General features: G+C 60.6%; 9 protein-coding genes. 6 read left to right on the forward strand and 3 right to left on the reverse strand.

Translation table 11 applies throughout. The annotated features are described in order from the left end of the window. Positions 1–40: 40 nt before the first annotated feature. Together B0E33_RS14605 and B0E33_RS14610 are read right to left on the reverse strand one after the other, a co-directional pair. The gene (locus B0E33_RS14605) at positions 41–1,069 is read right to left on the reverse strand and encodes an ABC transporter substrate-binding protein (RefSeq protein ID WP_031270233.1); all 1,029 of its coding nucleotides are present in this window, start codon (positions 1,067–1,069) and stop codon (positions 41–43) included. A gap of 197 nt (positions 1,070–1,266) precedes the next feature. Further along, positions 1,267–2,307, reverse strand: a complete 1,041-nt coding sequence (locus B0E33_RS14610; RefSeq protein WP_077291597.1) for an ABC transporter substrate-binding protein — start codon at positions 2,305–2,307, stop codon at positions 1,267–1,269. 211 nt (positions 2,308–2,518) lie between these two features. Between B0E33_RS14610 and B0E33_RS14615 the strand changes: the two genes are divergently transcribed. The 6 genes from B0E33_RS14615 (at position 2,519) to B0E33_RS14640 (ending at position 10,734) form a co-directional block, all read left to right on the forward strand. After that, a complete protein-coding gene (locus B0E33_RS14615; protein ID WP_023002928.1) occupies positions 2,519–3,262 on the forward strand; it encodes a response regulator transcription factor in 744 nt (247 codons plus the stop codon). Next, positions 3,263–5,380, forward strand: coding sequence for a sensor histidine kinase (locus B0E33_RS14620; protein ID WP_077291598.1), 2,118 nt, complete (start codon positions 3,263–3,265; stop codon positions 5,378–5,380). Positions 5,381–5,871: 491 nt separating this feature from the next. Then, the gene (locus tag B0E33_RS14625; protein WP_077291599.1) at positions 5,872–6,870 is read left to right on the forward strand and encodes a Gfo/Idh/MocA family protein; all 999 of its coding nucleotides are present in this window, start codon (positions 5,872–5,874) and stop codon (positions 6,868–6,870) included. A 2-nt stretch (positions 6,871–6,872) separates the two neighbouring features. Beyond that, a complete protein-coding gene (locus B0E33_RS14630) occupies positions 6,873–8,447 on the forward strand; it encodes an acyl CoA:acetate/3-ketoacid CoA transferase (RefSeq protein WP_023002932.1) in 1,575 nt (524 codons plus the stop codon). Beyond that, positions 8,444–9,217 carry an enoyl-CoA hydratase/isomerase family protein gene (locus B0E33_RS14635; protein WP_077291600.1) on the forward strand — a complete coding sequence of 258 codons (774 nt, stop codon included), beginning with the start codon at positions 8,444–8,446 and terminating at the stop codon, positions 9,215–9,217. Before B0E33_RS14630 ends, B0E33_RS14635 begins: the two co-directional genes overlap by 4 nt. Beyond that, the gene (locus B0E33_RS14640) at positions 9,214–10,734 is read left to right on the forward strand and encodes an aldehyde dehydrogenase family protein (protein ID WP_077291601.1); all 1,521 of its coding nucleotides are present in this window, start codon (positions 9,214–9,216) and stop codon (positions 10,732–10,734) included. The genes B0E33_RS14635 and B0E33_RS14640 overlap by 4 nt, the downstream gene beginning before the upstream one ends. A gap of 8 nt (positions 10,735–10,742) precedes the next feature. On the opposite strand, the gene B0E33_RS14645 is transcribed toward B0E33_RS14640, so the two are convergent. Next, positions 10,743–11,792 (reverse strand): LacI family DNA-binding transcriptional regulator, encoded by a 1,050-nt coding sequence (locus B0E33_RS14645; RefSeq protein WP_055659655.1) that lies wholly within the window; start codon positions 11,790–11,792, stop codon positions 10,743–10,745. Positions 11,793–11,955 lie beyond the last annotated feature (163 nt).

Below are 11,955 nucleotides of genomic sequence, written 5' to 3' on the forward strand. Positions count from 1 at the left end.
CTTTTAGGCAGCCGTGTGCGGACTTCTTCGGGTGTTGGGGTCAGTTGGCGATAGCGCCAATCTCACGGTCCCAACGCTCCAGGAGGCTCTTGCGGGTATCCGGGTTGCCGTAGGTGGTGAAGTCGTAGTCGATCAGCTTGATATCTTCGAACTTCGGTGCTTCCGGCGGAACTTCGGCAGCCTTGTTGGACGGCAGCTGGAAGGACTTTGCCTCTTTCATGCGGGACTGAACTTCCGGGGACAGGGCCCAGTCGTACCAGACCTTCGCATTGTCGAGGTTGCGGGCACCCTTGACGATGGACATGGAGCCGATTTCATAACCGGTACCTTCGCACGGTGCGATTGCCTTGACCGGGAAGCCGGAAGCAGCCTGTGCAATGGCGTCATGCATGAAGACGATACCGAGGCCGGTTTCGCCGCGTGCAGCGGCCTTCACCGGTGCAGAACCCGACTTGGTGTACTGGGACACGTTGTTGTTGAGTTCCTTCAGATAGTCGAAGGCCTCATCTTCGCCCATGATCTGAACCAGGGAAGCAAGCGCTGTATAGGCGGTGCCGGAAGAATTCGGGTTGGCGACCTGGATTTCAGCTTTCAGCTCAGGTTTCAGGAGGTCTGCCCAGCAGGCGGGTTCGGCAAGGCCCTTGTCCTTGAAGATTTCGGTGTTGTAACCCCAGCCGAGAGCGCCGGCATAAACGCCAACGGTCTTGAAGCCGGAGCTTTCCGCCTGTTTCTGAGCCCACTCATGAAGGTCTGCGAGCTTTTCCGACTTGTATTCCTGGGTCAGGTTTTCAGAAGCTGCCTGAAGATGCGGGTCGCCGGTGCCGCCCCACCAGATATCGGTCTTCGGATTGCGGGATTCGGCGCGGATCTTTGCGTAGCTTTCGCCTGACGACAGGCGCACCATGTTGACCTTGATGTCATGCTTGGCTTCGAAGTCGCCCTGCAGCTGTTCACAGATCACGACATCCGCCGAACAGATGACATTGAGGTCGCCCGCTGCCATGGCCGGAGCAACCGAGTAGGTTGCTGCCGTTGCAAGCAGTGCGACGGAAAGTGATTTCAAAGACATGGTTTCCTCCACTTTTGGCTTTCAGCCTGTTACCTGCCCGGACGGGCAGGCGTTTGTTTCAGCCCGGGGCTGATGTGTTGACCGGCATGAGGCAAAGCTTGCCCGTTCGGATCCGCCTCCACGGGTCCGTTGCCGGTCGAATTTCAAATGACGAACTCCGGATTTTTCCTTCGCTGGCGAAGGGTCAATCTCGTCCTTTACTGGGTGGCTACAGGGGTTGCCGTCTGCAGCACCTCCTTGTCGAAACGATCGAGCAGTCTTCGCCTCTGGTCAGGTGAACCGAAGGTGGCGAAGTCGTAGTCAACCATGCGAATGAGTGAAATATCGGGGGCTGCCGGTGGCAGCGACGCTTTCGCGTTTGCGGGTATCTGGTTCTGTCCCGAGGCCGCGCAGGTTTCCTGTCCTTCCGGGCTCAGCGCAAAATCGACGAACTGGCGTGCAGCCTCGGGGTTCCTGGCGCCCTTGACGATGCTGACGGCGCCGATCTCGTAGCCGGTGCCTTCGCAAGGAGCGACGATGACCATGGGCGCGCCGGCGAGTTTCTGCGTCACCGCGTCGTGGATGAAGGAGATGCCGATGCCTGTCTCACCACGGGCGGCTGCCTGAACCGGTGCTGCACCCGAAGTGGTGAACCGGTCGATGTTTTTCGCAAGCGCCGCCAGATATTCGAAAGCCTCGTCTTCCCCCAGCAGCTGGACGAGCGTTGCCAGCATCGTATAGGCGGTTCCCGAGGAATTCGGATTGGGCATCTGAACAAGGCCCTTGTACCGCGGTGCGGTCAGGTCTTTCCAGCAGGACGGAGCGGCAACGCCATGCTCAGCCAGAAATTCGGAATTGTAGCCAAACCCGAGTGCGCCCGCATAAATGCCTGCCGCCTTGCCGCCTGACATCAGAAAGAAATTCTGCGCCCAGGGCAGCGTGTCCTCGAAGTTTTTCGGCTGATAGGGTTCAAGCAGGTCTTCGCCTGCAGCCTGCAGGTGGGTGTCACCGGTGCCGCCCCACCAAACGTCGATCTTTGGTGCGTTGCGCTCGGCCCGGACCCTGTCGAGGATCTCGCCGGTGCTTCTGCGTTCCATGGAAACATCAAGGCCGGTCTTTTCCTCGAAGACAGCCTCCATCATCTGGCACCACTCGACCTGCACGGCACACAGGACATTCAGGTCCTGCGCCGAAGCAGCGTTGAGCGACAGCGACAGCCATACGGCCGCACCCGCTCCGAGTGACGCGATGAATTTCATGTTTCCTCCCAGTCCGGAACCAGGCCCCGGACAGCTATTACCATGGCAGAAGAGGCAGTGTTCGCAACAGGAGATTGGTTACTGTTGTTTCGCTGGCAAAAGAAAAGAGTTACAAATATTACAAGCCTTACAAATGTGACAAGCAATTGAAAAACCAAGGCTTTGCATAATACGGCTCTATGCATATGATGTCACTCGGGAGGACATAGGTTTGCTGAACGAAGGCATCAAGATCCTGATCGTGGAGGACGATCAGGATATGGCGGAACTGATATCGGATCTTCTGGAAGCCGAAGGCTGGTCGCCGGTTGCCGCGCGCTCGGCGGAAGAAGCTGCGCGGATCCTGCCGGAGCATGCCTTTCATCTGGTTCTGGTCGATCATAACCTGCCGGGCATGTCCGGCCGGGTGTTTGCGCAGAAGCTGCGGTCGCAGACCGATATCGGCATTGTCATGGTGACGGCCGCCGGTAGCGCCGCAGAGCGGGTGCTTGGCCTTGAAACCGCCGCCGACGATTATGTGGTCAAGCCGTTCGAGCCGATTGAACTCACCGCCCGGATCAAGGCGGTGCTCCGGCGGATGCATCCGTCCCTGCGCGGCAGCGACAAGGACACCATCAGCGTTCAGCACGAGCCGACCGCGCTGCTTCTGGGCGACTGGGTGATCGATCTCGTCAATCGCAAGGCCGTCTGCACGTCTCACCCGACCCGGACGCTGACGTCGTCGGAATTTTCCCTGCTGGAGATCCTGGCATCGACGCCGAACGAACCGGTGAGCCGGACCAAGATCCTGGAACAGCTGGGCGCGGAAACAGACCGGCTGATCGATCGCAACGTCGATGTTCTGGTCCTGCGGCTTCGCCGCAAGATCGAGCGAAACCCGGATCTGCCGCAACATATCAAGACCCGCCGGGGGAAGGGCTATATCCTGCATCAGGATCCCGCCCATGCACCTTAAATGATCAGTCGGCCGGTTCTTTCTTCCATTGCCTTCAGGCTGCCTGCCGCCATCGCGCTGATCTGCGCCGTCGCCTTCACGCTGTCGGCCATCGCGATCTACGGGCTTTTGAAGGCGCGTGAGGAAACCGCCGCTTACGGGCTGCAGGCCTTCACTAGTCTGGCTGATGCCGCGCTGGTCTCCAGGCAGGTGTCTGACCTCGTCTCCAGTGCGCCTTTCCTGATGAATGCGACCTCGCCCTACACCGTCTCTGGCAAGAGCCGGCTGCTGGTGGAGCAGGTCGACCAGTTGTTGAGTTCGCTTCCTGACTATCCGCCGGGCAAGGAGACCTACCGGGCTGCCAACACACGAATCTTCGAACTTCTCGGGCAGATCCGTGCGCAGACGCTCGCGCTGTCTGCCAAGGCCGAAACCGCCCAGCACTACAAAGAAGAAGTCTCCTCCGCGCTCGGCATGATCGCCGTTGCCGACACGGCCAGCCAGAAGGAACCTCGCCAGCGTCTCAATGCCATCGTGCATTCCGTGTCGAGTGCGGGCAGCCTGTTTCAGCTTGGCGAGTTGAAGCGGCGCTATGTGGCGGAGCCTGCCGCGGCCTCATTGCCGCCGTCGGACCTCAGGCCCTATGAGCGGGTTTTCGAGGCACAGACCAGCTATCTCCTGGAAATGTTCGCCGTGCGCAGCGCAATTGCCAGACTGCACACGGTGGCGCGGGAGCTGTCCCTTGCGACGGAAACCCAGTCGGGCATCGTGACGGAAACTCTCAACCGGGATTTCCAGTCGACCTCGGCCACCCTGCAGCAGCTTCTGGTGATCGTTGCCGTGGCTTCACTGCTGGTGTTGACCATGGCAGTGATGTCGATCCGTTCGGTCATCCGGGTATCGAAAGGCATCGTTTCGCTGTCCAGCGGCATGAACGCCCTTGCCAAGGGGCAGAAGGATGTCGGCCCGCCCGTCTATCAGGGGGATGAAACCGAGCTTCTGAACCTGCAGCAGGCCTTTCTCGCTTTCAAGGAAAGCGTTGACCGGGTCACACGTCTGCGGCGCACGGCGGAGGCCGCTGCCAGGACGATCCGTTCTACCTTCCGCAGCATGAATGAGGGCATTGCCATCTTCGATGCTGCCGGCAAACCGGTCACCATGAACCGGCGGGTCATCGAATTGCTGGGTCACAAGGGTGCTGCCCGCAAGCTGCCTCTTGTCCAGTTTCTGGAGCCGGTCCCGGAAATCCGGACCGAACTGCTTCCGGGTGCGCCCGACGGCAGACCCCTGAGCGCACCCTTTTCCGTGCGTCATCGTTCCGAGAACGGGTCGGTGACGGAAATCTCGCTGTCGCGGCAAAGCGATGACGGTGTCGTGCTGCTCGCCCGGGATGTGACCTTGCTGGACCGGCAGGAGACGGAGGCGGCCAAGGCCCAGAGGCTTGACGGCATCATGCGCCTGACGCATCAGCTCAGCCATGAGGTGGGCAACACCATCGGCATCATTACCGGAAGCCTCGGACTGCTGGAGCGGGACGGCGGCTTCAGCGATCGCCAAGCCCGCAACATTGCCCGCATTCGCAAGGCGGCGGATCGAGGTCGATCGCTTGCCAGCAGCATGTTGACCATCGGCCGTCAGCAGCCTGCCAACCTCAGTCGCATCGGTATGTCCTCGTTGCTGCGCGGCATGGCGGACATTCTGGAAATTGCCATCGGCGAGAAATGCAGTCTGAAACTGGATCTGGACGACAGCTTGCCACCGCTGGTGCTGGATCCGGAACTGTTCGAGCAATCGGTACTCAATCTCTGCCTGAATTCGGCAGCGGCGATGCCCGACGGCGGCGAAGTGCAGGTTGCCACATTTTCAAACGGGGACGCGGTCGTGGTCGCTGTCCGGGACACGGGCATCGGCATGAGCCGGGAGGAGGTCGACAAGGCCTTCGAGCCCTATTTCACCACCAAGACCAGCGAGGGCGGCGCGGGGCTGGGCCTCGCTGTCGTCTATGGCTTCGTTCGCCAAAGCGGCGGCACGGCAAATATCTTCTCCGAGCCGGGCAAGGGCACGACCGTCGAATTGCGGTTTCCGCAAGACGTGGAAGAAGCCGGGGAAATCACTCCGCGCATCGAGGTCGTTTCCTGAGGTGCCGACCATCCATCTGCGGAACGTTTCCAAGTTCATCGTATTCGGAACCACCTCACTACCTGAGTCACCCCGGACAAGCGAAGCGCAGATCCGGGGCCTACTCGCGAAGCCGCTTGCTGAAGCCGATGTCATCGTCTTGATGGTTGCTGCACCTTGCGAACGCTCTGGAAATGAGTGGGCCCCGGGTCTCGCGATGCTCGCCCGGGGTGACGCAGGGGGGTGTTGTGAAGTGGGGGCAATTTCTGATGCAGTGCTGAGCCGGCGAGAGCCTAGCTGCCTTAAGCCGTTGATAAGGCGGAGATGTCTGGAGACTTTGAGCAATGCGAACGTATTGCGGAATGTTGTCCAACCCGATCATCGATCTCGTCTGTCTCTCCAATTTCACCTCCTTGCAAAATTCCACTCTTGACTCATTTGGAACGTTCCAGTAATTGTTCCGATCAAGAAATTGGAACGTTCCAAAATTAAGAGTTATTCGGGAGGAATGGATGCGTTGGGCCCTTATCGGTGCAAGCCGAATTGCGTCGAGTTATATGATCGATGCGATACGCTCGCAGAATGCCGACATCCAGTCCGTCCTGAGTTCGGATGCGGCCCGCGGCGAGGCGTATGCCCGTGAGCATGGTATTGCCGACAGCTTCACGGATCTGGATGCGCTCCTTGCGGATGACAGTGTCGACGCGGTCTATATTTCCACCACCAACGAAAAGCACCATGCGCAGGCGCTGGCCGCGATCGCTGCCGGAAAGCATGTGCTGTGCGAAAAACCGCTGGCCATGAACCTGGATGAGGCCGGTGAAATGGTTCGCACTGCCGCCGGCAAGGGTGTGGTCTTTGCGACCAATCATCATTTGCGCAATGCCGGGTCTCATCTGGCCATCCGCGAGCTGATCGCTTCCGGCCGCATCGGCAAGGTGTTGAGCGCACGCGTCTTCCATGCGGTCAACCTGCCGGACGCGTTGCGCGGCTGGCGCATCAACGATGCGTCCGCCGGTGGCGGCGTCATTCCCGATATCACCGTGCATGACGCGGACACCATCCGCTTCCACCTGGGTGAAGACCCGCAGGAAGTCGTTGCCAAGGCAGCAGCCTCAGGCCTCGGAGAAGGGGTCGAGGACAGCGTGATGTCCGTCTGGTCGATGCCGTCGGGTGCCATGGTGCAGTCGCATGAAAGCTTCACGCATAAATTTGCGGGAACCGGCATCGAGTTTCACGGCACGGATGGGTCGATCTTCGCCCGCAACGTCATGACCCAGGAACCTGTCGGAGCGGTTCGTCTGGTCGATGCGGATGGCGAACACGAGATCTCCTACGACAAGCATAACCTCTACCACCGCGCGCTCGGCCTCTTTGCCGATGCGGTCAACGGCAAGGGGCGTCCTTCTGCCGATGGTGTCGACGGGGTCAAGTCGCTGGCGGTCGCCCTTGCCGTGCGCGAGGCCGCGCAGTCCGGCAAGGCTGTTGCCGTCAATTACGGAGGCTTCTGAACATGACCTCCAAGATCGTTTCCATGGCGGATGCCGCCGCCCGCATTCAGGACGGCGCGGTCATCACCGTTTCCTCTTCCTCCGGTCTCGGGTGCCCGGACAAGATCCTTGAGGCCATTGGCACAAGGTTCGATAGTGAAGGGCACCCGAGAAACCTCACGACGCTCCATCCCATTGCCGCCGGCGACATGTACGGCATCAAGGGGATCGACCACCTTGCCAAGGATGGTCTGCTGTCGACCATCATTGCAGGGTCCTACCCCTCCGGTCCGTCCAACCTGCCGATGCCGGCGATCTGGCAGATGCTGGTGGAGAACCGGGTAGCTGCCTACAACGTGCCTTCCGGCATCCTGTTCGACATGCACAGGGATGTTGCGGCCCGCCGCCCGGGCGTCATGACCAAGGTCGGTCTCGACACTTTCGTCGACCCGATCCGTCAGGGTTGTGCCATGAACGATGTTGCGGCAGACCGGCCCATCGTGTCCCGGCTGGAGCTTGGCGGCGAAACCTGGCTGCATTTTCCGAACATCGTGCCGGACGTCGCGATCATTCGGGCAACGACTGCGGATGAACGCGGCAACCTCACCTACGAACATGAAGGCGCCTATCTCGGCGGCCTGGAGCAGGCGATTGCCGTGCGCAATCACGGCGGCCTGGTGATCGCGCAGGTGAAGCGCGTGACGGCCTCGGGTTCGCTGCGTCCGCACGATGTTCGTGTGCCCGGTCATCTGGTCGATCTCATCGTTGTCGATCCGGACCAGCGCCAGACCACGGAAACCGGTTACGACCCGGCGATTTCGGGCGAGATCATGCGGCCATGGTCCAGCTTCTCGCTTGCCGAGCACGGCATCGAGAAGGTTGTCGCCCGCCGGGCAGCAATGGAACTCAAGTCCGGCCAGACGGCAAACCTCGGCTTCGGCATTTCGGCGATGGTGCCACGCGTGCTGCTGGAAGCCGGTCAGGAACAGGCCGTCACCTGGGCGATCGAGCAAGGTGCGACCGGCGGCATGCCGCTGACGGGTTTTGCTTTCGGCTGCGCCTCCAACGCCGATGCTTACATGCCGTCGCCGCAGCAGTTTACCTACTTCCAGGGCGGCGGTTTCGATGTCTCCTTCCTGTCCTTCCTGGAGATCGATCTGGATGGCAACGTCAATGTCTCCAAGCTCGGCAAGAAGCCCTATCTGACCGCAGGTTGCGGCGGGTTTGTCGACATTACTGCGAACGCGCGCAAGATCGTGTTTTCGGGTCTTTTCGAGGCGGGTGCCGATCTGGAGTTGACGGAAGACGCACTGAAGGTGCGGACGCCGGGCAAGTTCACCAAGATGGTGGACGAGGTCGAGCATGTCACTTTCTCCGGCCGCAGGGCGAAGGAACTCGGCCAGGACGTCATCTATGTGACCGAGCGCTGCGTTATCCACCTGACCGATGCAGGCCTGGTGGCGACGGAGATCATGCCGGGTATCGATCCGGCACGTGACATCGTCGATGCTTCGAAGGGCCGGGTGCGGCTCGCAAACGATCTGGTCGAGATGCCGAAAGCGCTTCTGTCCAGAGGTGCGATGGAGCTGAGCCTGTGAGCGCGCTGCATCTCATCCGTCATGGGGCAATCGCCGAGCTGAAGCTGGACAATCCGGCCAAGCTGAATGCGTTCACGCTCGACATGCTGAAGGCGGTTGAGCCCTTTTGCGATGAGCTGGAGCGCGATGCGTCGATCCTTGCGGTGGTGATTACAGCGGAGGAGAGCAAGGCCTTTTGTGCCGGTGCGGACATTCTCGAATGGTCCGAGCTGTCGCCTTACGACTTTGCCCGCCACTGGGTGCGCGAAGGTCACCGGGTTTTTGACCGGCTGGCGCGGCTTTCCAAGCCGACGGTGGCTGCGCTTGGCGCGCACGCTTTTGGTGGCGGACTGGAGTTTGCAGCGACCGCCGATATCCGCGTGATGGCGCCAAGGGCGACGCTGGCGCTGCCGGAAGCATCCGTCGGCATCGTACCGGGCTGGTCCGGCACGCAGCGGTTGATCCGTTTGCTGGGTGAGCCGATGGTGAAGGAAATGGCCCTGTTCGGCCGGCGCATTTCCGCAGAACGTGCCTATGCGGCGGGCTTTGCAGCCGAGATATCCGACGATCCGGCTTCAGCTGCGTTCGAGATGGCCGAGAAGCTGGCCGACAAATCGTCCCGGGCCGTGGAAGTGGCCAAATACATGATCCATGCCGCCGTGGGTGAAGATCGCAGTGCCATGATCGAGGCGCTCGGCTCCGGCATGATCAGTCCGACAGAAGATCGCAACGAGGGCGTTACCGCCTTCCGTGAAAAGCGCAAACCGAATTTCCTGGAAGTTAAGTCATGAGTGACCTGAACGTCGTTTCCATCAGCGAAGCAAAACTCCCGGCCGAACCGTTCGTCGCCCGTCACCTGATCGATGGCGACTGGCGTCAGAGCGCTGACGGCTCAACCTTCGATCGTGTGTCTCCGTCCCATGGCAGCGTTGTCACGAAGGCGGCGAAGGGCGGTGCCCGTGATGTTGATGCGGCGGTTTCCGCCGCGCGGCTTGCTTTCGACAAGGGACGCTGGTCGCGCACCAGCGGCAAGGAGCGGGCAACGCTTCTCTTGAAGATCGCCGATCTGATCGACCGGGAACGGGAGCGGATCGCTTATTGGGAAACGCTGGAATCCGGCAAGCCGATCAGTCAGGCCATGGCGGAAATTGAAGGCGCGTCCGATATCTGGCGCTTTGCCGCTTCGCTTGCGCGCACCATGCACGGCGAAAGCTACAACTCGCTCGGCAGCGACATGCTCGGCCTGGTTCTCAAGGAGCCGGTCGGTGTCGTCTCCATCATTACACCGTGGAACTTTCCGTTCCTGATCGCGTCGCAAAAACTGCCTTTCGCGCTTGCTGCCGGCTGCACTGCGGTAATCAAACCTTCCGAAATGACCCCGGCAACGACGGTCATTCTGGGTGAACTGTGCATCGAAGCCGGTATTCCGGCCGGGGTCGTCAACATCGTCCTTGGCTATGGCGATCCGGTTGGAACGGCGATGACCGCCGACAAGCGGGTCGACATGGTCACCTTCACCGGTTCGACCGGCGTCGGCAAGGCCATCGTCAAGGCAGCGGCCGGAACCTTGAAGAAGGTCTCGCTGGAACTTGGTGGCAAGAACCCACAGGTCATCTTCCCTGATGCCGACCTCGAAAGCGCCGTCGACGCGGTTGTCTTCGGCGTCTATTTCAATGCAGGCGAATGCTGCAACTCCGGATCCCGGATCATTGTGCACGAAGACATCGCCGAGGCGTTCCTGAAGGCGACAGTGGACCTGTCGCGGAAGGTGCCCTTCGGCGATCCTCTGGACCCATCGACCAAGGTCGGCGCGATCATCACGCCCGACCACCAGAGCAAGATCGACAAATATGTGCGCGATGCCGCGGACGCCGGAGCGACTGTCCACCTGGGTGGGGAAGCCCTGACGGTTCCTGGCCTAGCCGGACAGTTCTACCAGCCGACGATCGTTGCGGATGTAAAAAGCGACATGCCGATCGCCCGCGAAGAAGTGTTCGGGCCGGTGCTTTCGGTGCTGACTTTCAAGACGCTGGATGAGGCGATCGATCTCGTCAACGATGCCGACTACGGTCTGTCCGCCGGTGTGTGGAGCGAGAACGTTCACACCTGTCTGGAATTCGCCCGCCGGGCGCATGCGGGCACGGTGTGGACCAACACCTGGATGGATGGTTTTGCGGAACTGCCCTTTGGCGGCGTGAAGGAAAGCGGCCAGGGCAGGGAACTTGGCAAATATGGACTGGACGAGTTCCTGGAAGCCAAGACCGTGACCATGCGCATCGGCAAGACCCGGGCACCCTGGGTGGCGTGATGAGCAGGCTAGTCCGAAATCGAGAAGGCGCCTTCGGGCTTCAGGAGGATCTGCATATCCTCCATGGGGGCGCCGTCGATCCTCGCGAGAAGAACCTTGGCCATGGCTCTGCCGGTGGCGCGCAGGTCCTCGTCGATGGTCTCGATTCTCGGGCGGAAATGATTGGAAATGGGCGAGGCGCGCTTGGCGACGACGTCGATTTCCATACCGGGTGTCAGACCGATGTCGTTGAGATAGGCCAGGGTCACCAGGGCCATGACCTCACCAACGCAGACATAACCGTCGGGCGCGTTGGGGCCGGCATGGAGCGAGCGCAGGGTCGCTGCGATCTCGTCGGGTTCGCTGTCGAGGTCAACGCCATCGGGAACCGTCAATTGAACGCCATGGGAAATGGCTGCCTGGCGGGCGCCGAACCGAAGGTGCTGACCGAAGGTGTAGCGTTCGTTCGGCATGACCATGCAAATGTGTTTGCGCCCCTTTGCAACCAGTCGCTCCACGGCCATGCGGGCGAAAACCTCGTTGTCGAAGTCGACGTAAGGGTGGGGCGTGGTGAAGTCCGTCCGGCCATGGGTGGCAAAGGGGAAGTTGTGCTCCAGCAGGTAGCGGACCCGCTCGTCAAAGCACTCGGTGCGGGTAAAGACAATGGCATCTGCCAGCGAGTGCCTGCGGATGTTGCGGATTGCCTCAAGCCGGTCGTCGGCAAGACCGTCTGCTGTAATGGTGATCGCGTAGCCGGTTCCGGCAAGGCCTTCGGACATGCCGCCAAGAAACTCGGATGTGAAGCTGAGAAACTCGTGCCGTGTGTTCAGGAGAAGGCTGATGACCTTCGTACGGCCGGTGCGCAGGCGCTGTGCCGCGCGATTGGGAACGTAGCCGAGACGGCGGGCAACTTCGGAAACGCGTTCGCGCGTCGTCTCCGCGATCCTGGGGTCTCCGGCAAGGGCGCGGGAAACCGTGGTCACCGCGAAGCCTGCCTCCTGCGCCACCGTGCGCAAGGTGGGACGCGGCAGCTTTTCGGCGGCGCGACCGCTGTTGGGTTCAAAGGTTTTTCGCGTCATGCCCGTTCACTTCAGCCGAAGCCTTCTAGCTCAAAAAGCAAGCCAAGTCTAATCAGGGCTTTTGTAACGTTACAACACAATAATGTGCTGCACTGCAGCACCGAAACATCCGCCTTAATAGTATGTAAGACAAACGAAACTCTTTGTTTTTCGGGAGTGATGA

Origin of the sequence: Roseibium algicola (genome assembly GCF_001999245.1) — a bacterium.
Lineage (GTDB): Bacteria > Pseudomonadota > Alphaproteobacteria > Rhizobiales > Stappiaceae > Roseibium > Roseibium algicola.

Bases quoted from the DNA above. Each gene is read 5' to 3' on its own strand.
- B0E33_RS14605 (WP_031270233.1), bottom strand. From the start codon at position 1,069: ATGTCTTTGAAATCACTTTCCGTCGCACTGCTTGCAACGGCAGCAACC.
- B0E33_RS14610 (WP_077291597.1), bottom strand. From the start codon at position 2,307: ATGAAATTCATCGCGTCACTCGGAGCGGGTGCGGCCGTATGGCTGTCG.
- B0E33_RS14620 (WP_077291598.1), top strand. From the start codon at position 3,263: ATGATCAGTCGGCCGGTTCTTTCTTCCATTGCCTTCAGGCTGCCTGCC.
- B0E33_RS14625 (WP_077291599.1), top strand. From the start codon at position 5,872: ATGCGTTGGGCCCTTATCGGTGCAAGCCGAATTGCGTCGAGTTATATG.
- B0E33_RS14630 (WP_023002932.1), top strand. From the start codon at position 6,873: ATGACCTCCAAGATCGTTTCCATGGCGGATGCCGCCGCCCGCATTCAG.
- B0E33_RS14640 (WP_077291601.1), top strand. From the start codon at position 9,214: ATGAGTGACCTGAACGTCGTTTCCATCAGCGAAGCAAAACTCCCGGCC.
- B0E33_RS14645 (WP_055659655.1), bottom strand. From the start codon at position 11,792: ATGACGCGAAAAACCTTTGAACCCAACAGCGGTCGCGCCGCCGAAAAG.